The following is a 25,721-nucleotide window of genomic DNA, read 5'->3' as shown; positions in this document are numbered from 1 at the left end:
ACACCAAAGGCCATCGTCTTGCGCATCTTCACCGCCGCCCTCGCAACGGAAACCAACACCTTCTCGCCGATCTGCATCGACCGGCGCGCGTTTGAGGATTCCCTCTATGCCCCTCCGGGCACGCATCCGCAGACGCCGACCCTCTGCACTGCGCCGATCACCGTCGGCCGCAGGGCTGCTGCGGAGAAGGGCTGGACGCTGATCGAAGGGACGGCGGCCTGGGCCGATCCCGCCGGCCTCGTCAACCGCGAGACCTACGAGGGACTGCGCGACGAGATCCTCGACCAGTTGCGAGCGGCGATGCCGGTCGACGCCGTCGTGCTCGGCCTGCACGGCGCCATGGTGGCGGCCGGCTACATCGATCCGGAGGGCGACCTTCTCACGCGCATCCGCGAGATCATCGGGCCGGACGTGCTGCTCTGCGCCGAGCTCGACCCCCACAGCCACCTGACGGCCAAGCGCGTGGCGGCGGCCGACTTCTTCGTCGTGTTCAAGGAATTCCCGCACACGGATTTCGTCGCCCGCGCCGAGGACCTCTGGCGGATCGCCGTCGACACGCTGGAGGGCCGGGTGAAGCCGGTCATGTCGGTCTTCGACTGCCGGATGATCGACGTCTTCCCGACCTCGCGCGAGCCGATGCGCTCCTTCGTCGACAGGCTGACGGCGATCGAAGCCGAAGACGAGGACGTGCTGTCGCTTTCCGTCATCCACGGTTTCATGGCCGGCGACGTGCCGGAACTCGGCACCAAGATGATTGCCGTCACCAATGCGAAACCCGAGAAGGGCGAGCGCCTCGCCCGCAAACTCGGGCTCGAACTCTTTTCGTTGCGCGGCACATTCATGATGCCGCAGATCGACGAGAAAGAGGCCGTGAACCGCGCACTCACGGCCCCCCGTGGACCGGTCGTCATCGCCGACATGTGGGACAATCCCGGCGGCGGCACGGCGGGGGATTCGACGGTGATCCTCGAGGAACTCCTCTTGCGCGGCGCGACCGACGTGGCGGTCGGCATGATCTGGGACCCGATCGCCGTCCAGCTCTGCATGGCGGCCGGCGAAGGGGCGGAAATCCCCTTGCGTTTCGGGGCGAAGTCTGCGCCGGGCACCGGCAACCCGATCGACGGGCTTGTCGAAGTCGTGCGCGTCGTGCCGAATGCCGAAATGCGCTTCGGCGAGAGCGTGGCCCCCTTCGGAGACGCCGCACACATCCGCCACAAGGGGATCGACATCGTGCTGAGCAGCGTGCGTGTGCAGAGTTACGATCCGTCGCTTTTCACGGCCCTCGGTATCGATCCGCAGAGCAAGCGCATCCTGGTGATAAAGTCGACGAACCACTTCTACGCCGCCTTTTCGAAGATCGCGTCGGAAATCCTCTACTGCTCGGCCGGCTCCCCCTACCCGAACGATCCGGCGACCAATCCCTACCGGCGCGCAAGGCGCGACATATGGCCGATGACGGCCGATCCGCACTGCGTCGAGGTGGCGTGACACGCGCACTGCAGTTGAAACCGGCAGTCGCCGGTCGCTGCGTGGTATGGTAGCGTCTCGTGCGTGCAGGATCACGAGTGCCTCGCATCGGGAGGAGAAAAGGCATGTCATCCAATGATGAACTGCCCAAGGAGCGACGCCTGCGCGGCGGTTGCATGTGCTGTGCCGTGACCTACGAGGTCGCGGACAATTTCCTTTACGCGATCAACTGCCACTGTTCGAAGTGCCGGCGGACCACCGGTTCGGCCTTCAAGCCAATCGCCGGCGTCACGGTCGAGGACTTCGAGGTTACGGCCGGTACGGACAACCTCTTTCGGCATGGTGATCCGGACGGCATCCACGACATGCATTGCCGCACTTGCGGTTCGCTCGTCTATTCGTGGATCGCCGAGTGCGGCACCGTGAAGGTGCACGTGCCGATGGGCACGCTGATCGACGCGCCGTCGATCCGGCCGGCGATGCACATCTTCGTCGGCTCGAAGGCGCCATGGCACGAGATCACCGACGACCTTCCCCAGTATGAGGGTTTTCCGCCCTGAGTGAACCGTCCGAGCGTCATTCCCCAGCGGTGACGGCGGCCGGCAGTTCCAGCCTGCGCCAGTCGATGCGCCGCTCGAGCGCCCTGCCCGAAGGATCGAAGAGGTGGCAGTCCGCCGCCATGATGCCGGTCAGGATCGGCTCTTCGGCACGGATCGGGGCCGAGCCCGGCAGGAGCGCGCAATAGGGTTCGCCGGACGGCAGGCTCGCATAGGCGATCGTGTTGATGCCGAGCCGCTCGATCACCGAAGGCACCACGCGGATGGCGAGGTCGCCGGCGGCGAGCGTCGTATGTTCCGGCCGGATGCCGAGCGTCAGCGTCTCGCCGACGAGACCGGCCGAGGCCTCGACGGCGATCGTCGCGGTCTGCCCTTCATAGGAAATGGTGACCCCGTCCTCGCCGGCTCCCGTGCAGGTCACTGGCACGAAGTTCATCTTCGGATTGCCGATAAAGCCGGCAACGAAAAGGTTCTGCGGCTTGTGATAGAGTTCGAGCGGCGCTCCGACCTGAGCCACGTCGCCGGCGTTCAGCACGACGATGCGGTCAGCCATGGTCATCGCCTCGACCTGGTCGTGGGTGACGTAGATCATCGTCGCCTTCAGGTCGCGATGCAGCTTGGTGAGCTCGATGCGCATGTCCGAGCGAAGGGCCGCGTCGAGGTTCGAAAGCGGCTCGTCGAAGAGGAATATCTTCGGCTCCCGGACGATCGCCCGGCCGATCGCCACACGCTGGCGCTGGCCGCCCGAGAGCATGCCCGGCCGCTGCTCCAGCCGCTGTTCGAGCTTCAGGATCGTGGCTACCGCCTCGACCTTCTCGCGGATCGTCGCCTCCGGCATTTTCTCGACCCGCAGCGGAAAGGCGATGTTCTCGAAGACCGACATGTGCGGATAGAGCGCATAGGACTGGAAGACCATGGCGATGCCGCGTTCGACCGGCGGCCTGTCGTTGACGCGCTCGCCGTCGATGACGATGTCGCCACCGCTGGTGTCGTCGAGCCCGGCGATCATGCGCAGAAGCGTCGACTTTCCGCAGCCGGAGGGACCGACGAAGACGACGAATTCGCCGTTGCCGATCTCCAGCGACACGCCCTTGATGACTTCGAAATGGCCGTAGGACTTGACGACCCGGTTGAGATTAAGCTGACCCACGTCCCTGTTTCTCCGCGCTGCCGGCGTCTTGCGTGCGGGTGCCGGCCGTTCCTGCATAAGCGGGGTCGCGGGCTTTTCGCCCGCGACCGTCTTGCGGCTTATTTGTACTGGTCGAGCTCGGCGGCGGCCTTCTTCACGGCATCCGCGGGTTCGGCCTTGCCGGTGACGACCGACTGCACCATCTCGATCATGACGTTCTGGAAGCCGCGATAATCGGTGAAGAGCGGTTCCGGGCCGCCATAGGTGATGCCGTCGATCAGCGGCTTCCAGTAGGGATCCTTTGCGACGAATTCGTCCACCTTCGGGCCGGGACGCAGCGGCGTGAGGCCGGCACCGCCCTGCAGCTCATACTCGCCCTGCGGACCGGGCGAGGTGATGAACTTGGCAAATTCGATCGCCTTGTCCTCGACGCCGGAACCCTTGAAGACCGCGAGGCTGTCGGTGATGAGCAGCGTGCCTTCGCCCTTGGCAGAGGGGCCGAGCGGCAGAGGCGCAATGCCCCAGTTCAGGCCGCGCTCCTTGAGGAGGGTGGCCGCACCGGAGCCGGCCTGGATCATGCCGAGCTTGCCGTCGAGGAAGATCGCACGCACTTCGTTCTGCTCGTAGGCGGTCGGCCCCTCCTCGGAGTAGGGCGCGATGTCCTTGTAGGCCTGGAGCGCGGCCAGCACTTCCGGGCTGTCGATGACGATCTTGTCGCCGTCGATCACCTTGCCGTTGTTGGTGTAAACCCAATGCATGAACTGATGCATCGTGTTGTCGAAGGTCTTGGCCGGCAGGCCGTAGCCGGCGATACCGGTCTTCTCCTTGATCTGCTTGGCAAAGGCGATCTCCTCGGCCCAGGTCTTCGGCGGGGTTTCCGGATCGAGACCGGCCTGCTTGAAGAGATCCTTGTTCCAGTAGAGGACCTTGGTGGAGAAGGCGATCGGCACGCCCCACTGGGTGCCGTCGAAGGTGACGGTGTCGACGATGTTGGGGTAATAGCTCGCCTTCTCCTCATCGGTCATCGGAACCGGAACGATCATGTCGTTCTCGGCGAATTCCTTGAGCGTGCGCGAACCGACATAGGCGAGCGCGGCCGGAGAGCCGGAGGCGGCGAGCGTCGTCGCCTTGTCCTGGCACTGCGCCCAGCCGACGACCTCCGGAACGACCTTGTAGCCGGCGTTCTTTCCTTCCCATTCCTTGATGTATTTCTCGTGGATCGGGTCGATCTTGTCGCCGCAATAGATCCAGCTGATCTCCTGGTCGGCGGCGAGCGACGGCAGCGCCGAACCGGCGAGCAGCGCCAGCGTACCGGTGAGAATGCAGAAAGTCCTTTTCATCTGTGGTTCCCCTTTTTTTGACAGGTTGGTCTTTCGGTATTTCAGATGGCAGGTCGTCTCCTACTTGACGGCGCCGGCGGTGAGCCCGCTCACCAGATAGCGCTGCAGGAAGAAGATCACGATCAGCGCCGGTGCGATCCCGACGAAGCTTGCGGCCATCAGTTCGTTCCACACCACCTCCTGCCGTCCGAAATAGGCAAAGAGGCCGATCGGCAGCGGCATGTACTCACTCTTGGAATTGAAGGTCAGCGCGAAGATGAACTGTTGGGCATAGGCGCCGATGAAGGTGGTGATGGCGACGACGGCGATGCCGGGTGCGGCGAGCGGCAGGACCACCCGCCGGAAGGTGTAAAAATAGCCGGCGCCGTCGACATAGGCGGCCTCCTCGAGCTCCCTCGGGATGCGCATCATGTAGGTCCGCAGCAGCCAGATCGCCGTCGGAATGAGGAAAGCGGCACCGGGGACGATCATCGCGAGATAGGTGTTGAGGACGCCGAAGGAGCGCATCAGGCGGAAGAGCGGAATGAGCAGAACGGCGCCTGAGAACATGTTGACTGCGAGGAAGGCGCCGAGCAGCGGCCCCCTACCCTTGAAGTCGAAGCGTGCGAAGGCGTAAGCCGCCGGCACGACAAGCAGCAGCACCACGAGCGTCGCCACGCCCGAAATGAAGAAGGAGTTGAAGATGTAGCGGGCAAAACCCGGCACACTCACCCACATCGTACGGTAGGCCTCGAAGGAGCCGTCTTCCGGCCAGAAGCGGTAAGGCGACGAGAAGAGCTGGCTGAGCGGCTTCAGCGAGACAAGGAAGCCCTCGACGAAGGGAGCGAGCACGAAGGTGAGGAAGACCGCGATGCCGGCATAGATACCGACGATCTCGTACCATCTGTAGCGGTTGATCATGGACTTGGGCTGTCTCATCGCTTTTCTCCGGCGGCAAGGCGGCTGGTGACACGGAAGTAGGCAATGCAGAAGATCGACAGGAAGATGCAGATCAGCACCGCGCGGGCAGCGCCCTCCCCGTACTTCTTCGACCCGATCGCCGTGCGGTAGGTGTCGATGATCATCGTCGTGGTTTCGCCGCTCGGGCCGCCCTGGGTCAGGATCCAGATGATGTCGAAGGAATTGAAGGTCGAGATCAGCGAGATCATCGACATGGTGATCATCGCCGGCAGGAGCAGCGGCAGCGTGATGCGGCGGAAGCGGTAGAACCGGCCGGCACCGTCCGTCCAGGCGGCCTCGTAGAGATCCTGCGGGATCGCCTGGATGGCGGCGAGCATGTAGAGCGTCACCATGGGCACACCGATCCACACGTCGGTGAAGATCGTCGCCCAGAAGGCGGTCGAACCGTGGGCGAGGAAGGCAACCGGCCCGTCGACGAAGCCGAAACGCTGCAGGAGGCCCGAAATCATGCCGAACTGGCCGTTGTACATCCAGCCCCACATGAAGATGCCGATCGCCATCGGCACGATCCACGGCGGCATGGTCAGCACGCGGAAAAGCGCCCGGCCGGGCACCGCGGCGTTCAGCATGGTGGCACCGAAGGTGCCGATCACCATCTTGATTGCGACGGAGAAGAAGGTCCAGACGAAGGTCCGCAGGATGACCTCGGCGAAGGTGGCGTTGAAGATCCTGTCGTAGTTCACCCAGCCGACCCAGTTGGTCACGCGCTTCAGCGAGGCGTCCGTGAACGACAGGATCAACGTATCGACGAGCGGATAGGCGACGATCGCCGCGACGTAGAGAACCGCCGGTGCGAGCAGCAACCAGGCAAAGATGATGGCGCTTCGTCTGGCTTGCATGGCGGGCCTCAGGCGGAGCGGGCGGTGAGCGGAGCCGGCTCGCGGCCCTGGAGACAAGCGTCGAACTGCGTCCAGACCGGCGCGAGGTCGACCACCTTGCGGCCAAGGCGCGCCTCGTCCATCGCAAGCGCCAGGATGCCGGCCTCGAGCGCATCGATCGCCGAGACCGGCTGCGGACGCCCCTCGTTGACGAAGGCGAGCACGTCGGCCGCCATCTGCTCGTCGGCGCCGTAATGCTGGGATTCTTCTGACGGCGCCGTGTAGGTGTTGGCGACCGTCCTCTCGTTGGTTCGGGCGTCGTGGACGTTCATGTAGCCGCGAACGAAATCGCCCTCGGCCATGCCTTTCGACCCGATCACGCAGAAGCGGCGGAACTGGTCCGGCACGTTGAGATTGGTGTGGAAGGTCATCGACGCGCCGTTCTCGTATTCGACGATCGCGGTCTGGTAGTCGATGATGTCGGCGTCACTGTCGAAGACCCGGTCCGATCCCATCCAGCCGCTCGGCTTGCGATGATAGACTTCGAGATCGTTGGCACCGGCCGCCTCCGGCGCGTTCGACGGCACAAAGCTCTTGCGGCCGCCGAAGCTCGCGACGAAACGCGGGCGCGCACCGACGACGCCGTTGTAGAGGTCGAGGTCGTGACAGCACTTTTCCAGCATGAAACCGCCGGCATAGCGCCCGTAGCGACGCCAGTCGCGCATGAAGAAGGCACCGTGATACGGCTCTATGTGCTCGGAGGCCTCAATGGACACGACCTCGCCCAAACGTCCGTCGGCCTGCGCCTTGCGCAGATCACGATAAAGCGGTGAGTAGCGGAGCACGAGGCCGACCAGAAGCCGGTCATGGCCGTATTTCGCCAGCAACGAGGCGAGCGCATAGCTCTCCTCGATCGACACGACGATCGGCTTCTCGGTGAAGACGGTCAGCCCGGCCTCGAGACCGATACGGATGTGTTCCAGATGGAGGTGATTCGGCGAGCCGATCATCAGAAGGTCGAATTTCTCGCCCGCGATCAGCGCCTCGGGGCTGGGATAGGAGCGGCCGGGCGAGATGCCGCGCTCTTCGAGCGTCTGCAGACCGGCCGGCGCCGGATCGACATAACCGACGATCTCGAAATCCGGGTCGATCTCATTGAATATCCGACCCAGATAGCCGAGACGGAATCCCAGCCCGATGACGGCGACTTTCATGACTTCGTCCCCTGCTATGCGTAATTGATTTTCACAGACTGCGTCAGTTTACGGTATGCGTCAACGTCGAAGCGGCGCCTCTGTGCTTGCTTATGAAATCCATTTTCATAGTCGCCATATCCGCGAGAGCGCATCTTCTTCCATGCGCGCCCAGCTCCGGCACTCACCCGAAATGGTTAATTTACAATACCAAAGAAAGCCCAATCGTCTACAGCGCATATCCACTTTTTGTTGGATATTGCCGTAAATCACTGATTTTCGCGGCACATTTCTTTCATCGATGAGAATTTGGCGCCATATAGCAAAACCATTTGCGGCACCGGTTGCTAGTTGGTATTATCTTTGCGACAAGCAACCGGAAGGATGTCAATGACCGCAGAAACAATTTCGGGTTTTGCCGGCAATTGGCACTTGTTCCCCGCCCGGCCATGGGGCACACACCGGATATGAGCGAGACTCTTCCCCTTGAGCAATTGCAGACGGTTCGTGGCGGCCCTCTTTATGTGCGGCTGAAGAAGATGATCCAGGACGCGGTGTCGTCGGGTCGGTTGAAACATGGCGACGCTCTCCCCGCGGAGCGGGACATCGCCGACGTCGCCCAGATCAGCCGCGTCACCGTCCGCAAGGCGATCGACGACCTTGTGGCCGAGGGTCTTCTGGTAAGACGCAGAGGTTCGGGCACATTCGTGGTGACGCCGGTGCCGCGGATGCAGCAGCCGCTCAGCCAGCTGACCTCGTTCACCGAAGACATGCGGCGGCGCGGCATGGTGGCGGGATCACGCTGGATCGAACGCGGCCTGTTCTTTCCGACACCGGAGGAAACGATGATGCTCGGGCTGGTGGGCGGCGCGCGTGTCGCCCGGCTGATCCGGGTGCGCACGGCGAACGATATGCCGATCGCCTTCGAACGCACGAGCCTGCCCGACGACATCCTGCCGGATCCGAACGCAGTCGACGATTCCTTGTACAAGTTGCTGCTCTCGCGGGGCTTCCGCCCGATCCGGGCGAACCAGCGGATATCCGCGGTCGTGCTGAAGGACGAAGAGACGGAGATTCTCGGCGTCCCACCCGGCTCGGCGGCGCTCGCCGTGCAGCGCATCGCCTATCTGGAGAGCGGCCGCGTCATGGAAATGTCGCGCGCGCTCTATCGCAGCGATGCCTACGACCTCGTCGCCGAGCTGACCATCGGCTCCCCCTAGAACACCTGATCCGGACTGATCGATGCCCACCAAAATGAGAGAGGAAATCGACGAGATCCCGGTTGCCGCAGCGCGGCTTCTGGAACGCTCGGCAGACGAAATCGCAGCGGCCGGCCGCGCCCTGCGGGAGCATGACCCGAATGTCGTCGTGACCATTGCCCGCGGCTCCTCCGACCACGCGGCCCATTTCCTGAAATACGCGGTCGAACTGGAACTCGGGCTGCCGGTCGCCTCTCTCGGCCCGTCGCTCGCCTCCATCTACGGCGCGCCGCTGAAGCTCGGCCGGGCCGCCGCCTTCGCCGTTTCTCAGTCGGGGGCGAGCCCCGACATCGTCGCCATGGCCGAAGGAAGCCGGGCCGGCGGAGCACTGGCGTTCGCGCTCGTCAACACCGTGCCCTCGCCGCTGTCGCAGGTGGCATCGCTTGCGATCGATATACAGGCAGGTCCCGAGATTGCCGTCGCGGCGACCAAATCCTTCGTCAATTCCGCCGTCGCCGGGCTCGCGATCATCGCGGCATGGAATGGCAATGCGGACCTCGTCCGCGCCGTCGCCGAACTTCCGGGACACCTCCAGGCCGCGCTCGCCCTCGACTGGACGAGCATGCTCGAACCGCTTTCCGTAACGGATTCGCTCTACATGCTCGGACGCGGACCGACGCTCGCGATCGCCGCCGAGGCGGCCCTGAAATGCAAGGAGACCTGCGAGCTCCACGCCGAAGCCTATTCGTCCGCGGAAGTGCTGCACGGTCCGGTATCGCTGGTCGAACGGGACTTCCCGGTCGTCGCCTTCGCCGCCCGGGACAAGGCGGAGGTATCGATCGCCGGGACGGTCTCGGCGCTCGCCGCCAAGAATGCGGCGTGCTTCATCACGTCCGGTGCCGCCACGGGTGCCCACGCCCTGCCCTTCGTCGCGACGGGCCATCCGCTCACCGACGCCCTGGCGCTCATCGTTCCCTACTACGGTTTCGTCGAGGCGCTTTCGCGTGCCCGCGGCTTCGATCCCGACAAGCCCGCCGCCTTGAAGAAAGTGACCGAGACCAGATGAGCAGCCCACTGTTTGTCACCGCGAACCGCATCTTCGACGGCGAACAACTCCTGACCGACACCGGGCTCGTCATCGAGGACGGCAAGGTCACGACCCTCCTTCCGGCGGCAGAACGCCCGGCGGGCTGCCGGCTTCTCATCCTCGACGACGCGACGGTGGTGCCGGGTTTCGTCGATCTTCAGGTGAACGGCGGCGGTGGCGTGCTCTTCAACAATGCGCCGACGCTCGACGGCATCCGCACCATTTGCGATACGCATGCCCGCTTCGGCACGACGGCACTCATGGTGACGCTGATCACCGACACTGCCGACGTGCGAGGAAAAGCGATCGAGGCGGCCGCGGAGGCGGTGGTGAGAGGATTGCGGGGCTATCTCGGGCTCCATTTCGAAGGCCCCCATCTTTCACTCGCCCGCAAGGGCACGCATGACCCGGCGCTCGTTCACCCGATGGCCGCCGATGACCTTGCGGCGCTCGTCGCCTGCGGCGACCGGATCGGCCGGGCGATGATCACGGTCGCACCGGAAAGTGTGACACCGGCTCAGGTCGCAACACTGGTCGATGCCGGTTTCAAGGTGAGCCTCGGCCATACCGACTGCAAGGCGGCCGATGTCGGAGCCTACGTGGCGGCCGGCGCAAGCCTGGTCACGCATCTCTTCAACGCGATGAGCCAGCTCGGCAACCGGGAGCCCGGGCTCGTCGGCGCCGCTCTCGCCGAGGGCGCGCTTCACTGCGGCCTGATCGCCGACGGCTTCCACGTCGATCCCATGACGATGGGCTTGGCGCTCCGGGCAAAGAGCGGTCCCGGCCGGATCTTTCTCGTCACCGACGCGATGTCCAGCATCGGCAGCGACGAGACCGGTTTCGAGCTCAACGGCCGGCAGGTCTACCGCCGCGACGGGCGACTGACGCTCGCGGACGGCACGCTGGCCGGCGCCGACATCGACATGCTCTCCAGCGTGCGTTTTGCGCACCGGAGGCTCGATCTGCCGCTCGGAGAGGCACTCCGCATGGCGAGCGCCTACCCGGCGGAAGCGATCGGAGCGCCGTCCAAGGGCCGGCTCGTGCCCGACTGCGACGCCGATTTCATCGTCCTTTCGCCGGACCTCGAACTCCGCTCCACCTGGATCGGCGGCGAATGCGTCTTCGACGCGACCGCACCGGCCGGAGCCGACCGATGATCGTCTGTTTCGACATCGGCGGAACGGCAATCAAGGGCGCCGTCGCGACCGGTCCCGACGACATCCGCCAGTTTCCGCGCATCCCGACCCCGACCGACGATTTCGACGCCTTCGTCGCCGCGCTGCGCACGGTGATCGACGCCGCCGGCGGGCGGCCCGACTGCGTCGCGCTCTCGATCGCCGGCATCATCGATCCGGACACCAGACGCGCCGTTGTCGCCAACATTCCCTGTATCCACGGGCGCACGCTGGTTGCCGACCTCGAGGCGGCGCTGGTGCTTCCCGTCGTCGTCGCCAATGACGCCGACTGCTTCGTGCTGGCGGAGGCCGGACTGGGTGCCGGTCGCGGCCACCGGGTCGTGTTCGGCGTCATCCTCGGCACCGGCGTCGGCGGCGGTCTCGTCATCGACGGCAAGCTCATCAACAGCGACGGCGGCTTTGCCGGAGAATGGGGGCACGGGCCGGTCGCCGCGACCGAGGCCGGCAATCCGCCGGTCCACCTGCCGCGGTTTTCGTGCGGTTGCGGACAGATGGGCTGCATCGACGCGACCTGCAGCGCCCGCGGGCTCGAGAGACTGCATCACCACATCCACGGAACTCGGCTCACGAGCGAGGAGATCATCGAGGCCTGGTCGAAGGGAGATGCGGCAGCGGGACGGACCATAGACGTCTATGTCGATGTGATCGCGAGCCCGCTGGCGCTCGTCGTCAATGTGACCGGCGCGACGATCCTGCCGGTCGGCGGCGGACTTTCGAATGCCCCCAACCTCATCCTCGCCATCGACGAGGCGGTGCGCCGGCGCATCCTCCGGCGCTTCGCCCATCCGATCGTCATCCCTGCGGAATGCCGAATGGAACCCGGACTCATCGGCGCGGCGCTGCTCGGACTTGAGACCGCTGCGGCGGCCAAGCGCTAGCTTCTCCTCGGCCCGGGCTCAGCTCCTTCATTACCGATATTTCATTATGGATCGTAACTGTCTTGTGCCACATACGGTTGTCGAAGCAGCGAGCGTGCCACGCCTTGCGATTTGATTTCGGTCAATCACTGCGCGCGAAAATTGTCCGATACGAAGAGAACACATTTCGAGACCGTATGCGATGGGCGGAAGATGAACGACACCGGAGAAAAGCCGGCTGCCGACGCCGGGCAGGCGGAACTGGCAAGACTGCTGGAGAGCTCGCGCAAACGGGGCGGCACGCGATGGCTTTGGCGCGGACTGGCCGTCGCCGCAGTCGCGGGGCTGGGCGTCGGCTATTATCTCTACGGCGGCCAGTCCACGACCTACAGCTATACCACCGCCGAGGCCAGGAAGGGCGACCTCACCGTCATCGTCACGGCGACCGGCTCGATCGAGCCGACGGTCAGCGTCGACGTCTCCAGCGAGCTGTCCGGTACCGTTCGCGACGTACTGGTCGATTACAACAGCCCGGTGAAGAAGGGCGAGGTGGTCGCGCGGCTCGACACCGCCAAGCTCGAGGCCGACGTGAAGAGCGCGGAGGCAAAGTTGCTGTCGGCGAAGGCGGCCGTCGCCAAGGCGGAAGCCGACCAGAAGTCGGCGAAGGTCTCGCTCGACCGCCTCACCAGCCTGGTCGGCAACCGGGTCTCGACGCAACAGGATCTCGACTCCGCCCGCTATACCTACGAGGCAACGATCGCGACGGTCGAAAGCGCGAAGGCCGACGTAATCTCGGCCGAAGCCTCGCTTGATCTCGCCAAGGTCAACCTCGCCAAAGCGACCATCGTCTCGCCGATCGACGGAATCGTGCTGTCGCGCAACGTCGATCCGGGCGCGACGGTTGCGGCTTCCCTGGAGGCTCCGACGCTCTTCACGATTGCCGGCGACCTCAAGGAGATGGAGCTACAGGTCGATATCGACGAGGCGGATGTCGGCCAGGTAGCGGTCGGCCAGAAAGCGACGTTCACGGTCGACGCCTTCACCGACAAGCGCTTTCCGGCGGAGATCACCGAAATCCGCTACGCCTCGGAGACAGTCAACGACGTCGTGACCTATATGGGCATCCTGAAGGTTCATAACGACGAGATGCTGCTGCGGCAGGGCATGACCGCGACCGCCGACATCGTCGTCCAGTCGATCGAGGGCGCACTCCTGATCCCGAATGCCGCACTCCGCTACACGCCACCGGAGACGCTGACTGCAGGGAAAAGCGGTGGCAGCGGCGTTTTCAGCATGTTCCGGCCGCCGCGGATGGGCTCGCTGACCACAGCCGAGCCAGAGGGTAGCGAGCGCGCGATCTGGGTAATGCGCGATGGTGTCCCGACCGCCGTCAACATCGAAATCGGCGCCAGCGACGGTCAGAATACGGTCGTGACCAAGGGAGAGATCGCCGAGGGCGAGCTGGTGATCACCGATGCCACGGCCAAGAGCGGCTGAGCGGAGAGCGCGATGGCGACGCCTCCCCTCATCGAATTCCGGCAGGTCACCAAGCTCTATGGGACCGGCGAAGCGACGATCCGTGCGCTCGACCGTGTCGACCTGGCGATCGAGAAGCACGAATTCGTCGCAATCATGGGGCCTTCCGGATCTGGCAAGTCGACAGCGATGAACATCCTCGGCTGCCTCGACGTGCCGAGCTCGGGGCACTACCTGTTCCAGGGGATCGACACGACCGCCTTCGACCGTGGCCAGCACACGCTGCTGCGGCGCTACATGCTCGGTTTCGTCTTTCAGGGGTTCAACCTGCTCGCCCGGACCTCGGCACTCGAGAACGTCGAGCTGCCGCTCGTCTATCGCGGCATGGAGGCCCGCGAGCGGCGCAAGCTCGCCGAAATCGCATTGCAGCAGGTGGGGCTCGCCGGTCGCGAGCACCACACGACCCAGGAGCTGTCCGGCGGCCAGCAGCAGCGCGTCGCGATTGCGCGGGCGATCGTCACCAGCCCGGCCGTGCTGCTCGCCGACGAACCGACCGGCAATCTCGACACCAAGACCAGCCGGGAGATCATGGAACTGATCACCGGGCTCAACCGTGAGCACGGCATTACGGTGATCATGGTGACCCATGAGGAGGACATCGCCGCCTATGCCGGTCGCCACCTGCGCTTTGTCGACGGCCGGCTCGACCACGACAGCGCAAACAGCGGAGCCGCGGCCCATGTTCTATGAGACCGTCAAGCTCGCGCTGCGGGCGATCAGCCGCAACCTTCTGCGATCGTTTCTGACGGTGCTCGGCGTCGTCATCGGCGTCGCTGCGGTGATCGCGATGGTGACGATCGGCAACGGCACGACCGCGCAGGTCACGGCCGAGATTTCCAAGCTCGGCACCAATCTTCTCTTCGTGCGGCCGGGACAGTTCGGGCCGGGTCGCGCCAGCACGACTGCCAAGAGCTTCACGACGCGGGACGTCGAGGCGATCCGCGAACAGATCAACGGATTGCAGGCGGTCGCCCCGGTCAACCAGTCGAGTCAGGTCGCGATCTTCGGAGGAGAGAACCACACGAGCACCGTCGTCGGCACCATCAGCGACTATTTCACCGCGATGGACTGGAGTTTCACCTCGGGACGGGCATTCCTCCCGACCGAGGAACGCGGCGGCCAGGCGGTCTGCGTGATCGGCAATACCGTGCGTTCGGAACTCTTTGGTTCGACGCCGGCGCTCGAACAGAAGATCCGGGTCGGGTCGGTATCCTGCGAGGTGATCGGCGTCCTCAAGAAGAAGGGCCAGAGCGGCATGGGCACAGACCAGGACGACATTGTCGTCATGCCGATCAAGGTCTTCCAGCGACGTATCGGCGGCAATACCGATGTCTCGAGCATCACGCTGTCAGCCCGCGACGGCGTTTCGACGGCGAAGGTGCAAGCGGATGTCGAACGGTTGTTGCGGGAACGGCGCAAGATCATCGCGGGTCGCGAGGACGATTTCTCCGTCAACGACATGGCGCAGATGGCCTCGACGCTCACCGGCACGACGACGCTGATGACGGGGCTTCTGGGAGCCGTCGCCGCCGTCAGCCTGCTGGTCGGCGGCATCGGCATCATGAACATCATGCTGGTGTCGGTTACGGAGCGGACCCGCGAGATCGGCATCCGGCTCGCGATCGGGGCGCTGGAAAAGCAGGTGCTGCTGCAGTTCCTGGTCGAAGCAGTCGCGCTGTCGCTTTCCGGCGGCATCATTGGAATCCTGCTCGGCCTCGGTCTCGCCTACGGCGCCGTCGTCCTGCTCAACGTGCCCTTCGTCACAAGCCCGGCCGTGATCGCCCTCGCCTTCGTCTTCTCGGCGGCGATCGGCATGATCTTCGGCTACTTCCCCGCCCGCCGCGCCGCGCAGATGAACCCGATCGAGGCGCTCAGACACGAGTAGCGTCAGCGACGCATGCGCCGCCAAGGGTGCCCCAGCAGAATCATATCGGGCTCGACCCAACGGAAAAGGGGCGGTCGAGCCGCCCCTCTACGTAATCCCTGCGCTATGCGCTCAGAGCGCCGGCAGCACCGGACGGTCGGCGAGTGCCGTCTCGATGACCTTGACGACACGGGCGCGATGCTCGCCGGACAGCGGCAGGCGCGGCTCGCGAACGCGGTCGTTGGAGCCGATCGCGAAGACCTCGGCAAGCTTGATCTGCTGGACGAGGAACGTCGACACGTCGAGGTCGAGCAGAGGACGGAACCAGCGATAAATCGCACGCGCCTCCTCGTAGCGGCCGGCCTTGGCGAGCTTGTAGATGGCGACCGTTTCCTTCGGAAAGGCGACGACGAGACCGGCAACCCAGCCGTCGGCACCCATCATCAGGCTTTCGAGCGCCAGGTTGTCCACGCCGGTGAAGACGTCGAAGCGGTTTCCGAAGGCATTGAAGACCTCGGTGACGCGACGGACGTCGTCGGTCGACTCCTTCATCGCGACGATCAGGTCGTCCTTCGCCAGTTCCTCGAACATCGGAATGGTGACGTCGACGCCGTAGCCGATCGGATTGTTGTAGACCATGACCGGGCGCTCGCCGGCGACGGCGACGGCGCGGATGTGGTTGATCGTTTCGGCCGGCGCCGACTTGTAGGGCACACCCGGCAGGACCATGAAGCCGTCGGCGCCGGCCTTGGCGGCGGCGACGGCCGTTGCCTTGCCACGACGCGTGGCACTTTCGCAGATCGTCATCAGAACCGGCTTGCCACGGGAAACCGATTTCGCGATCTTCAGGATCTCGATCTTTTCTTCCGGATCCAGCGTCATGTTCTCGCCGAGCGAGCCGCAAACGATCATACCGTCTACGTCCGCCTCGAATTGCAGCGCAAAGCAGCGCTCCATCTCGGCGTGGTCAAGCGCGCCGTCTTCCTTGAACTTGGTCGTTACCGCGGGAAATACACCCTTCCACATGTGGAGCTCCTTTGCTGATATATCAGTGGAGCTTGCCATCTCGAATGCGACATGTCAATATCTGATATATCAGAAAGGACCATCAATGTCGAAACAAGCCGGATCGCTGAGCCACCTCGCCTATCTCGCCCTGGAGCGCGAGATCGTGACGCTGAAGCTCAGGCCCGGCGCCAGGGTGACTGAGAAGGAACTGATCGATCTCGCCGGACATGGACGCACGCCCGTGCGTGAGGCCATCCAGAAGCTCGAATGGCAGGGGCTGATCGAGGTGAAGCCGCGAGTCGGCCTGCTCGTGACCGAAATTCACCCGGAGGATCACAAGGACATCATGGCGGTGCGGCACAAGCTCGAACCCCTCGCCGCCTCTCTCGTCGCCGAAAGCGCCAATGCCGAGCAACGCGAAGGACTGCTGGCCTGCGCCCAGGCGATGACCGCGGCCGCCGTCGCCGGCGACTTCGAAGGGTTTCTCTCGGCCGACAAGCAGTTCGACGAGATTGTCGAGGAGGCCTGCCCGAACCGGTTCCTCATTGCCGCCTTGGCACCGCTGCAGACGCATTCGCGCCGGCTCTGGTTCGCGCGGGCGACGCCCGAAAAGATGGATCGCTCGGTCGCCTTCCATGTCAGCGTCATCCGGGCGATCCACAAGGGCGACGCCAGCGAAGCGCAAACGGCAATGGAAGCGCTGATCTCCCACCTCGCCGGAACCTGAGTTCTACACATCGATACTGTTCAAACGAAAAACGCCCGGAAAATCCGGGCGTTTTTTTCGTGACTTACCGAAAGGATCGCGTCAGCCGACGAAGGCGCGCTCGATGACGAACTCCGCGGGCTTGCTGTTGGCACCTTCGGTGAGGCCCGCCTTTTCAAGCAGCGCCTTGGTGTCCTTCAGCATGTCCGACGAGCCGCAGATCATCCCGCGGTCGACCGCCGGGTCCAGCGGCGGCACGCCGAGATCGGCGAACAGCTTGCCGTTTTCGATGAGGTCGGTGATGCGGCCGCGGAAGGGATAGTCCTCACGGGTGACCGTCGCATAATGCTTGAGCTTGTCGCCGACGATTTCGGCCAGGAACTCGTGGTTGCGGATTTCCTCCATCAGGTCGAAACCGTATTTCAGCTCCGCGACTTCCCGGCAAGTGTGGGTGAGGATGACCTCCTCGAACTTCTCGTAGGTTTCCGGATCGCGGATGAGGCTTGCAAAGGGTGCGATGCCGGTGCCGGTCGAGAACATGTAGAGCCGCTTGCCGGGGGTGAGCGCGTCGAGCACCAGCGTCCCCGTCGGCTTCTTGCGCATCAGCACCTTGTCACCCGGCTGGATGCGCTGCAGATGCTGGGTAAGCGGACCATCGGGAACCTTGATCGAGAAAAATTCGAGCTCTTCATCCCAGGAAGGGCTCGCGATCGAGTAGGCGCGGTAGATCGGCTTGCCGTCAACGATGAGCCCGATCATCGCGAATTCGCCCGAGCGGAAGCGGAAGCCCGCGGGACGCGTCATCCGGAACCGGAACAGCCGGTCGGTATAGTGGGTCACGCTGAGCACGGTCTCGGCATAGACGCCTTCCGGCACGATCAATTCCGCGGACTTGGTCATCACTGGAGCATTCATGCTGTGTCGCTTCCTGTTTCGTCTCTCTGTCGGCCACCGGGGCCATATACCCTATGTGCTGCGGCTGCGAAACCGGGCATTCCGTCACGGTCGCCCGAACTTTTTTGCGACCGTATGCCTCGCCTGGACGACCGTGACCTTGAGCACAGTCAAATCTTCGGCGCAAATATAGTAGTTTCGCGATATCTTATCCACCCGCGCGGCTGGTCCGCCGCCAGCTGTAGCCGCCGGGGACGGTCGCCGATCGTGCGGCCGGCTGATAGTGGTCGGCGATCCCAGGCAGCCGACCCTCGGCAAGCCGCCGCCTCGCGACCTCGTTGGTCACGGCGAAGCTGTCGAAGCCTGTGCGGAGCATCAGCGGGATCTGGTCGATCAGTACATCGCCGATGGCGCGTATCTCCCCGGTATATCCGAGACGGCCGCGCAGGATGGATGCGTGACTGAAGGCTCGCCCGTCGCCGAAGGCTGGAAAGGCAAGCGCCACCAGCGCGATCCTGTCGAGATAGGGTGCGAGCTTCGTGACGTCGTCGGCCGGCGCGATCAGCACGCCAAAGCCGCCTTCATTGCTCTCCTCGACCCTTTCAAGGAAGCTCGCGAGACCGAGAACGGGTACTTCCCCCTCGCCTGCCTTGCGCTCGTCCGTCTCGATCACCCAGGGATCGTTCTCGACGAATCCGGTTTCTTTCCAAATGCTGGTCATCAGTTCTTCCTCACGCGGCTTCCGCCGCTTCCCCGTAGAGGGCATCCTTGAACGGCTGCGGGCCGACGCGGCGATAGGCGTCGAGGAAGGTCTCCTCGTGCGAAAGCCGCAGACCCAGATAGGTGTCGACGATGGTTTCCACCGCGTCGGTCACCTTCTCCGGCTCGAAGCCGCGGCCGATGATCTCGCCGATCGAGGCATTCTCGTCGCCGGAACCGCCGAGGGTGATCTGGTAGAGTTCGGCGCCCTTCTTTTCCACACCCAGCAGGCCGATATGGCCGACATGGTGGTGGCCGCAGGCATTGATGCAGCCGGAAATCTTGATCTTCAGCGCACCGATCTCCTCCTGCCGTTCGGCAGAAGCGAAGCGTCTGGAGATTTCCTGGGCAACGGGGATCGAGCGGGCATTCGCCAGCGCGCAGTAGTCGAGACCCGGGCACGCGATGATGTCGGTGATTAGCCCGGCATTGGCGGTCGCAAGACCGGTCTCCACCAGGGCCGCGTAGACGGCCGACAGGTCGGCGAGCGCTACATGCGGCAGGACGAGGTTCTGCTCGTGGCTCACCCGGATCTCGTCGAAGGCATAGCGTTCGGCGATGTCGGCGACCGCGTCCATCTGCTCAGCGCTCGCATCACCCGGCGTACCGCCGATCGGCTTCAGCGAGATCGTCACCATGCCGTAGTCGGGGTGCTTGTGGGGTGCGACATTGCGGGCGACCCAGGCGGCAAAGGCCGGGTCGGCCTTCTTGGCGCGGGCGAGATCGGCCCAGCCTTCCGGACGCTCGGCGAGCGCCGGCAATGCGAAATATCGCTCGATCGCACGGATATCGGCGTCTGGCAGTTTCAGTTCGCCGTCGCGGATCGTCTCGAATTCCGCCTCCACCTGCCGCGTCAGTTCCTCGACGCCGGTCTCGTGGACGAGGATCTTGATGCGCGCCTTGTACTTGTTGTCGCGCCGGCCGTGGAGATTGTAGACGCGCACAACCGCCGTCACGTAGGAGAGCAGGTCCTCCTCCGGCAGGAAATCGCGGATCTTCTTGGCGAGAAGCGGTGTACGCCCCTGCCCGCCGCCGACATAGACGGCAAAGCCGAGCGCGCCGCTCTCGTCCTTCTTGAGATGCAGGCCGATGTCGTGCACCTGGATCGCCGCGCGGTCGCTCGGCGCGCCGGTGACGGCGATCTTGAACTTGCGCGGCAGGAAGGAGAACTCCGGATGGACGGAGGACCACTGGCGCAGAATTTCGGCATAGGGACGCGGATCAGCGACTTCGTCCGCAGCGGCGCCAGCGAAATGGTCGGCCGTCACGTTGCGGATGCAGTTGCCCGACGTCTGGATCGCATGCATCTCGACACTGGCGAGCTCGGCCAGGATGTCCGGGGTATCGACGAGCCGCGGCCAGTTGTACTGGATGTTCTGCCGGGTCGTGAAATGGCCGTAGCCGCGGTCATAGCGCCGCGCGATATGGGCGAGCATGCGCATCTGGCGCGAATTCAGCGTCCCGTAGGGGATGGCGACCCGCAGCATGTAGGCGTGCAGCTGCAGATAGACGCCGTTCATCAGGCGCAGCGGCCGGAAGGCATCCTCGGCGATCTCGCCGTTCAGCCGGCGCGCGACCTGGTCGCGAAACTGCTCGACGCGGGCAGAAACGAAGGCGTGATCGAATTCATCGTAGCGGTACATGAGGCTCCTCAGGCGGCAATGAAGTCGGGATCGGCAAAACCGTGGCCGTCCGCATAGGCAATGGTGGGACCGAGCGCGCGGATGCGCTCGCGCAGGCGCTTCGGCCGCAGGACGCCGCCCTGCTCCTCGACGTCGACGACATTGACGTCGAGAACGAGGTTACTCGCAAAGGCACGACGGCCGGCAGCTTCCAGCGCCTCGACGGCCTCCGGATGGCGGGCGACGAACGCCTCCTGCAGGTTCTCGGTCCACTGGCCGTTCGCATCGAGCCAGACGGCGATCCCGTCGCCGAGGCGATTTGCGGTCAGTACTTTCTCTGCCATGTCAGATCCTCACGAGTGTGGCGCGGCGGGCAACCTTGCCCCGCAGCGGTTCGGAACGGTCGAAATTCGCGCCGGCGACGGCATCGCCGATGATCACCATCACCGGGCCCTCGAGTTCGGTGCGCGCCTCGAGGTCGGGAAGCTCCCGCAGCGTGCCGTGGAGCAGGCGGCGCTCGTCCCGTCCGGCATTCTCGACGACCGCGACGGTCGTGTCGTCGGCGAGACCAGCCGCCATCAGGCGCGCGGCGACGGACGCGGCGACGGTCCGGCCCATATATACGGCAACGGTGGCTCCGGAAAGGGCAAGCCGCGCCCAGTCGGGCAGCGCTTCGCCGTTCAGGTCGTGGCCCGTGGTGAAGACCAGCGACGAGGCGACGCCGCGCAGCGTCAGCGGCAGCTCAAAATCGGCAGCGGCAGCGAAGGCGGCAGTGATACCCGGCACGACTTCATAGGGGATGCCGGCATTGCGCAGCACCGCCATTTCCTCGCCGGCACGCCCGAAGACGAGCGGGTCGCCGGATTTCAGTCGCACGACACGCTTTCCGGCACGCCCGAGAGCGACGAGCAACGCGTTGATCTCGTCCTGCGACTTGGTATGGCAGCCCTTGCGCTTGCCGACGGAAATGCGCTCGGCATCGCGCCGGCCCATGTCGACCACCGCCTGCGGCACCAGCGCGTCGTAGACGATGGTATCGGCCTCGATCAGCAGGCGATGGGCGCGCAGCGTCAGCAGGTCTTCGGCACCGGGACCGGCACCGACCAGGAAAATCCGGCCCGGCTCGGCGGAGGAACTGCCCCGCATCAGCCGGACGGCGTTGCGCCGGGCGCCAGCGACATCGCCCTTTTCCACGGCCGACGCGACATCGCCGCGGAAGAACCGGCGCCAGAAGGCCCGGCGCGCAGAACCGCGCGGCACGGTCCGGTCGACGGCTGCGCGGCAATCCTCGGCGAGACGCGCGAGGCGTCCGAGCGTCTTCGGCAGCCGGCGGTCGATCTCGGCGCGAATCATCTGGGAGAGCACCGGGCCTGCCCCTTCCGTGCCGATCGCAACAGCGATCGGTGCGCGGTTGACGAGCGCCGGCGTGAAGAAATCGCAATGCTCGGGCTGGTCGACGGCGTTCGCCGGAATGTTACGGTCGCGGGCGGCGGCAACGATGGCACGATCTGCCGCCGCATCGCCGGTCGCGGCGAAGACGAGCACAGCGCCCTCCACCTGCGTCGCGGCGAAGGGTTCGCGGCGGACCTCGATGTCCGAGGTCGCCAGGAATTCCGCGTAGTCGGCACGCGGCCGGTCGGCATAGGCGATCACGCGGGCCGAGGTGTTCTTGATGAGCCTCGCCTTGGCAAACGCCTCCGCCCCGTTGCCGAACACGGCGACGACGGCACCCGCCACCTTGACGAAGGCGGGAAAGACGGAAAGCTGGTACTCGGTTGCAGCCATAACTCGACCCTGTTGCAGACTGGCCCAATATCGCCGTTCGCGGCAATGGTTTGAAGAAACAGGAATCCGTCGCCCTCGCGAGGCGCACATTTCTTTGCTAGGCATCCGCGAAATCCGAGCAAATCTCACCGGTGCCCGCCGCGACCTGTCTTCGGCGATCGTCGTTTTGACTTTTGCCGCCGGGGCAGCCAAGGATAGCCCGGACAACAACAGGAACAGCGCCTTGACCACCGCAACGCCCGTCCCCGCCGCACGCCTTCTCGACGTCATAGAACACGACATCCTGCCGCTCACCGCCCGCGGGGTCGCCGCCGGCAACAAGGTGTTCGGCGCGGCCGTACTCAGGAAATCCGATCTCTCGCTGGTTCTTGCCGAAACCAACAACGAGACGGAGAACCCGCTCTGGCACGGCGAGGTCCACACGCTGAAGAGGTTCTACAAGCTCGCCGAACGGCCGGACACACGCGACCTGATCTTCCTGTCGACCCACGAGCCCTGCACCATGTGCATGTCGGCGATCACCTGGGCGGGCTTCGACAATTTCTATTATTTCTTCAGCCACGAGGACAGCCGAGACGCCTTCGCCATCCCGCACGACCTCAAGATCCTGAAGGAGGTCTTCGGACTCGAACCCGGCGGCTACCGCAGGGCGAATGCGTTCTGGCATTCCCATGCCCTCACCGACCTCGTCGCGGGGGCGGAGCCCCGCGAACGCCCGGCGCTCGAGGAACAGTCGCGGCGCATTCGCGAGACCTATGACCGCCTCTCGGCCGCATACCAATCCTCGAAGGGCGGGAACGACATTCCCCTCAACTGACACGAACGGAAGGCGGCGCCTGTCCGCCCGGAGCGAAAACGCATATGGAAGCTTCCAAGGATATCGGCCGCCTCATCGAGATCATGGCGGCGCTGCGCGACCCGAAGACCGGGTGCCCCTGGGACATCGTCCAGACCTTCGAGACGATCAAGCCCTACACGATCGAGGAGGCCTACGAGGTCGCCGACGCGATCGAGCGCAACGATCCAGACGACCTCTGCGAGGAGCTCGGCGACCTTCTGCTGCAGGTGGTTTTCCATGCGCGGATGGCGGAAGAGGCCGACCTCTTTTCCTTCGGCGACGTCGTCGAGGCGATCACCGGGAAGATGATCCGCCGCCATCCCCACGTCTTCGCCGTCTCGGACGCGGCGACACCCGAGGCCGTCAAGGTGCAGTGGGACGCGATCAAGGCCGAGGAGAAGGCGGAGCGAAGCGAGAAGCGCCGCCGCCGCGGCGTCGCCGAAGTGCACCACGACGGACATCTCGGTACGGTGCAGCGCTCGTTTCCGGCACTGACGGAAGCGATCAAGCTGCAGGAACGGGCCGCCAAGGTCGGCTTCGACTGGTCCGAGGCCGCCCCCATCCTTGACAAGATCGAGGAGGAGATCGGCGAGCTGCGCGAGGCACTTGTCGAGGGTCGCCCTGATAAGATCACCGACGAACTCGGCGACCTGATCTTCGCACTCGTCAATATCGGCCGCCATGTCGGCACCGACCCTGAACAGGCCTTGCGCGGAACGAACGCAAAATTCAGACAACGTTTCAAATATATAGAGAAAAATCTTGAAGCGTCAGGCGAGACCCTCGAAGGCGCCACGCTGGAGCGGATGGAGGAGCTTTGGCAGGCGGCGAAGGGACGCCCGCAACCAGAGAAATAGCACCGTAAGTTACCTCCCATAGCAGCGCGCGGGGGACCTCGCGCGCACCCACCACGGCACCTCAGGACCGAGAGTGCCAAGAAACGCCCGAAAATGTCCGGATTTGTTCTTTGCGGCGTGCGAGACGTTCACCGTTCGTAAACTGCACCATGCAAGAATTAGCCCCATAGAAATCAGAGGGGCACCGGCGCGCCCGCCTTTTGGGATCAACCACTGGGAGCGCCTTTTTCGGAGATGCAGATGTTGGGATTTGGTAGTGGATCGGAAGCAAAGGCCGTTCTGGAAGCGATGAGCCGCTCCCAGGCGATCATCGAGTTCAGGATGGATGGAACCATCATCACAGCCAACGAGAATTTCTGTAAGGCTCTCGGCTATACGCTCCCGGATATCGTCGGTCAGCACCACCGGACATTCGTCGATCCGGCCGAGGTAAACAGCCCCGCCTACCGTGAATTCTGGGCAAAACTCGGAGCCGGCGAGTTCGACCAGCGGCAATACAAGCGCATCGGCAAGGGCGGACGGGAAGTCTGGATCGAGGCGTCCTACAATCCGGTCTTCCGCAACGGGAAGCCGTACAAGATCGTGAAGTTTGCGACCGACATCACCGCGCAGAAACTGAAGGCGGCCGAGGATGCCGGCAAGCTCGACGCCATCTCGCGGGCCCAGGCCGTCATCGAATTTACGCCGAAGGGTGAAATCCTGACCGCCAACGAGAATTTCCTCAAGGCGCTCGGCTACTCGCTTCAAGAGATACAGGGCAAGCATCACTCGATGTTCTGTGACGCCGGCTACACTGCCAGTGATGCCTATCGGGCCTTCTGGGGCAAGCTCGGGGCCGGCGAATTCGTTGCAGACGAATTCCTGCGCATCGGCAAGGGGGGCAAGAAGGCCTACATCCAGGCCTCCTACAATCCGATCTTCGACATGAACGGCAAGGTGTTCAAGGTCGTCAAGTTCGCGACCGACGTCACCCAGCGGGTGGAGAATGTCGACCAGCTCGCCCGCTCGCTGAACGCGCTTGCCGAAGGCGATCTCACCCAGTCGATCACCGAGCCTTTCCTTCCGACGCTCGAGAAGCTGCGCGTCGACTTCAACGGCGCTTCGACGAGACTGCGCAGCACCATGCACACGATCTCCGAGAATGCGGGAGCGATCGCGGCCGCCTCGCAGCAGATCCAGTCGGCCTCGAACGACCTTTCCAAGAGGACCGAGCAGCAGGCCGCATCGGTCGAGGAAACGGCTGCCGCCCTGGAACAGATCACCACCACCGTCGCCGACTCCAGCCACAGGGCGCAGGAAGCCGGTGAACTGGTGCGCCGGACCAAGGACAATGCCGAGCGCTCCGGCGGTGTCGTCAATCAGGCTGTGGACGCCATGGGCAAGATCGAGCAGTCCGCAGGCGAGATCGCCAACATCATCGGCGTGATCGACGAGATCGCCTTCCAGACCAACCTCCTTGCGCTGAACGCCGGTGTAGAGGCAGCCCGCGCCGGTGATGCCGGCAAGGGTTTTGCCGTCGTCGCCCAGGAGGTGCGCGAACTCGCCCAGCGCTCGGCCAAGGCGGCAAAGGAAATCAAGGAACTGATCAGCGCCTCCAACGAGCATGTGAAGAGCGGCGTTACGCTCGTCGGCGATACCGGCCGCGCGCTGCAGGAGATCGTCGGCCAGGTTCTCCGCGTGGACGACAATGTCGGCGCGATCGTCGAGGCATCCAAGGAGCAGGCGACCGGGCTCAAGGAGATCAACACCGCTGTCAACACCATGGACCAGGGCACGCAGCAGAACGCCGCCATGGTGGAGGAGACGACGGCTGCGGCCCACAGCCTCGCCCGCGAGGCCGAGCAGCTATTCAATCTCCTGTCGCAGTTCAACATCGGCGGCTCGGCAGGTGTTCGCCGCTCCGCGCCGGTCTCGGCCGCTGCCACGTCGAAGCCCGTACCCTCGCCGGCACGCCAGATGGCGGCGAAGGTCGCCGGAGCCTTCAACGGCAACGCGGCGCTCAAGGACGACAGCTGGGAGGAATTCTGAGCGGCGTCCTCGACACCTGGC

Annotated in this window: 24 protein-coding genes; 13 read left to right on the top strand and 11 right to left on the bottom strand. The window is 64.4% G+C overall.

Translation table 11 applies throughout. The annotated features are described in order from the left end of the window. Positions 1–18: 18 nt before the first annotated feature. Positions 19–1,488, top strand: a complete 1,470-nt coding sequence (locus DFR48_RS11285) for a M81 family metallopeptidase (protein ID WP_114363238.1) — start codon at positions 19–21, stop codon at positions 1,486–1,488. A 104-nt stretch (positions 1,489–1,592) separates the two neighbouring features. Next, a complete protein-coding gene (locus DFR48_RS11280; protein WP_114363237.1) occupies positions 1,593–2,027 on the top strand; it encodes a GFA family protein in 435 nt (144 codons plus the stop codon). Positions 2,028–2,043: 16 nt separating this feature from the next. Here DFR48_RS11280 and DFR48_RS11275 read toward each other — a convergent pair whose 3' ends face one another. From DFR48_RS11275 to DFR48_RS11255, 5 genes are all read right to left on the bottom strand, one after another. Next, a complete protein-coding gene (locus DFR48_RS11275) occupies positions 2,044–3,174 on the bottom strand; it encodes an ABC transporter ATP-binding protein (RefSeq protein WP_114363310.1) in 1,131 nt (376 codons plus the stop codon). Between the two features lie 98 nt (positions 3,175–3,272). Continuing rightward, positions 3,273–4,493: an ABC transporter substrate-binding protein gene (locus DFR48_RS11270; protein WP_114363236.1), complete on the bottom strand. Its 1,221-nt coding sequence runs from the start codon at positions 4,491–4,493 to the stop codon at positions 3,273–3,275. A 60-nt stretch (positions 4,494–4,553) separates the two neighbouring features. Next, complete coding sequence (locus DFR48_RS11265; protein ID WP_114363235.1) at positions 4,554–5,411, bottom strand: carbohydrate ABC transporter permease; 858 nt, start codon at positions 5,409–5,411, stop codon at positions 4,554–4,556. Next, entirely contained in the window at positions 5,408–6,292 is an 885-nt protein-coding gene (locus DFR48_RS11260) for a carbohydrate ABC transporter permease (RefSeq protein ID WP_114363234.1), read from the bottom strand. The genes DFR48_RS11265 and DFR48_RS11260 overlap by 4 nt, the downstream gene beginning before the upstream one ends. 8 nt (positions 6,293–6,300) lie before the next feature. After that, positions 6,301–7,485 (bottom strand): Gfo/Idh/MocA family protein, encoded by a 1,185-nt coding sequence (locus DFR48_RS11255; RefSeq protein ID WP_114363233.1) that lies wholly within the window; start codon positions 7,483–7,485, stop codon positions 6,301–6,303. A gap of 446 nt (positions 7,486–7,931) precedes the next feature. On the opposite strand from DFR48_RS11255, the gene DFR48_RS11250 reads away from it, so the two are divergent. The 7 genes from DFR48_RS11250 to DFR48_RS11220 all read left to right on the top strand — a co-directional run bounded on the left by DFR48_RS11250 (position 7,932) and on the right by DFR48_RS11220 (position 15,224). Beyond that, positions 7,932–8,684, top strand: coding sequence for a GntR family transcriptional regulator (locus DFR48_RS11250; RefSeq protein WP_114363232.1), 753 nt, complete (start codon positions 7,932–7,934; stop codon positions 8,682–8,684). A 22-nt stretch (positions 8,685–8,706) separates the two neighbouring features. Beyond that, positions 8,707–9,729, top strand: a complete 1,023-nt coding sequence (locus DFR48_RS11245; RefSeq protein WP_114363231.1) for an SIS domain-containing protein — start codon at positions 8,707–8,709, stop codon at positions 9,727–9,729. Further along, positions 9,726–10,907: an N-acetylglucosamine-6-phosphate deacetylase gene (nagA, locus tag DFR48_RS11240; protein ID WP_114363230.1), complete on the top strand. Its 1,182-nt coding sequence runs from the start codon at positions 9,726–9,728 to the stop codon at positions 10,905–10,907. The genes DFR48_RS11245 and nagA overlap by 4 nt, the downstream gene beginning before the upstream one ends. After that, entirely contained in the window at positions 10,904–11,824 is a 921-nt protein-coding gene (locus tag DFR48_RS11235) for an ROK family protein (RefSeq protein WP_114363229.1), read from the top strand. The genes nagA and DFR48_RS11235 overlap by 4 nt, the downstream gene beginning before the upstream one ends. A 192-nt stretch (positions 11,825–12,016) precedes the next feature. Further along, a complete protein-coding gene (locus tag DFR48_RS11230; protein WP_114363228.1) occupies positions 12,017–13,300 on the top strand; it encodes an efflux RND transporter periplasmic adaptor subunit in 1,284 nt (427 codons plus the stop codon). Between the two features lie 12 nt (positions 13,301–13,312). Further along, positions 13,313–14,029: an ABC transporter ATP-binding protein gene (locus tag DFR48_RS11225; RefSeq protein ID WP_114363227.1), complete on the top strand. Its 717-nt coding sequence runs from the start codon at positions 13,313–13,315 to the stop codon at positions 14,027–14,029. Beyond that, positions 14,019–15,224 (top strand): ABC transporter permease, encoded by a 1,206-nt coding sequence (locus DFR48_RS11220; protein WP_114363226.1) that lies wholly within the window; start codon positions 14,019–14,021, stop codon positions 15,222–15,224. The genes DFR48_RS11225 and DFR48_RS11220 overlap by 11 nt, the downstream gene beginning before the upstream one ends. A gap of 111 nt (positions 15,225–15,335) precedes the next feature. Here the strand turns inward: DFR48_RS11220 and DFR48_RS11215 are convergent, their stop codons facing one another. Continuing rightward, the gene (locus DFR48_RS11215; RefSeq protein ID WP_114363225.1) at positions 15,336–16,229 is read right to left on the bottom strand and encodes a dihydrodipicolinate synthase family protein; all 894 of its coding nucleotides are present in this window, start codon (positions 16,227–16,229) and stop codon (positions 15,336–15,338) included. A gap of 85 nt (positions 16,230–16,314) precedes the next feature. Between DFR48_RS11215 and DFR48_RS11210 the strand changes: the two genes are divergently transcribed. Continuing rightward, complete coding sequence (locus tag DFR48_RS11210; RefSeq protein WP_114363224.1) at positions 16,315–16,938, top strand: GntR family transcriptional regulator; 624 nt, start codon at positions 16,315–16,317, stop codon at positions 16,936–16,938. Between the two features lie 81 nt (positions 16,939–17,019). Here DFR48_RS11210 and DFR48_RS11205 read toward each other — a convergent pair whose 3' ends face one another. The 5 genes from DFR48_RS11205 to cysG all read right to left on the bottom strand — a co-directional run bounded on the left by DFR48_RS11205 (position 17,020) and on the right by cysG (position 21,977). Further along, entirely contained in the window at positions 17,020–17,832 is an 813-nt protein-coding gene (locus tag DFR48_RS11205; protein ID WP_114363223.1) for a ferredoxin--NADP reductase, read from the bottom strand. Between the two features lie 187 nt (positions 17,833–18,019). Next, positions 18,020–18,532 carry a DUF934 domain-containing protein gene (locus DFR48_RS11200; RefSeq protein ID WP_114363222.1) on the bottom strand — a complete coding sequence of 171 codons (513 nt, stop codon included), beginning with the start codon at positions 18,530–18,532 and terminating at the stop codon, positions 18,020–18,022. A 10-nt stretch (positions 18,533–18,542) separates the two neighbouring features. Then, positions 18,543–20,213 carry a nitrite/sulfite reductase gene (locus tag DFR48_RS11195; RefSeq protein ID WP_114363221.1) on the bottom strand — a complete coding sequence of 557 codons (1,671 nt, stop codon included), beginning with the start codon at positions 20,211–20,213 and terminating at the stop codon, positions 18,543–18,545. Between the two features lie 8 nt (positions 20,214–20,221). After that, positions 20,222–20,536, bottom strand: coding sequence for a DUF2849 domain-containing protein (locus DFR48_RS11190; RefSeq protein WP_112689683.1), 315 nt, complete (start codon positions 20,534–20,536; stop codon positions 20,222–20,224). 1 nt (position 20,537) lies between these two features. Beyond that, positions 20,538–21,977 carry a siroheme synthase CysG gene (gene cysG, locus DFR48_RS11185; protein WP_114363220.1) on the bottom strand — a complete coding sequence of 480 codons (1,440 nt, stop codon included), beginning with the start codon at positions 21,975–21,977 and terminating at the stop codon, positions 20,538–20,540. Between the two features lie 223 nt (positions 21,978–22,200). Between cysG and DFR48_RS11180 the strand changes: the two genes are divergently transcribed. The 3 genes from DFR48_RS11180 (at position 22,201) to DFR48_RS11170 (ending at position 25,700) form a co-directional block, all read left to right on the top strand. Then, the gene (locus DFR48_RS11180) at positions 22,201–22,794 is read left to right on the top strand and encodes a deaminase (protein WP_114363309.1); all 594 of its coding nucleotides are present in this window, start codon (positions 22,201–22,203) and stop codon (positions 22,792–22,794) included. Positions 22,795–22,838: 44 nt separating this feature from the next. Next, positions 22,839–23,672 carry a nucleoside triphosphate pyrophosphohydrolase gene (gene mazG, locus DFR48_RS11175; RefSeq protein ID WP_114363219.1) on the top strand — a complete coding sequence of 278 codons (834 nt, stop codon included), beginning with the start codon at positions 22,839–22,841 and terminating at the stop codon, positions 23,670–23,672. A gap of 234 nt (positions 23,673–23,906) precedes the next feature. Continuing rightward, the gene (locus DFR48_RS11170) at positions 23,907–25,700 is read left to right on the top strand and encodes a methyl-accepting chemotaxis protein (protein ID WP_245415587.1); all 1,794 of its coding nucleotides are present in this window, start codon (positions 23,907–23,909) and stop codon (positions 25,698–25,700) included. The last annotated feature ends 21 nt before the right edge of the window (positions 25,701–25,721 follow it).

Source organism: Ciceribacter lividus (assembly GCF_003337715.1).
Taxonomy (GTDB): domain Bacteria; phylum Pseudomonadota; class Alphaproteobacteria; order Rhizobiales; family Rhizobiaceae; genus Allorhizobium; species Allorhizobium lividum.
Note: the sequence above shows the minus strand (reverse complement) of the source record. Positions and strands in the feature narration are given on the sequence as shown.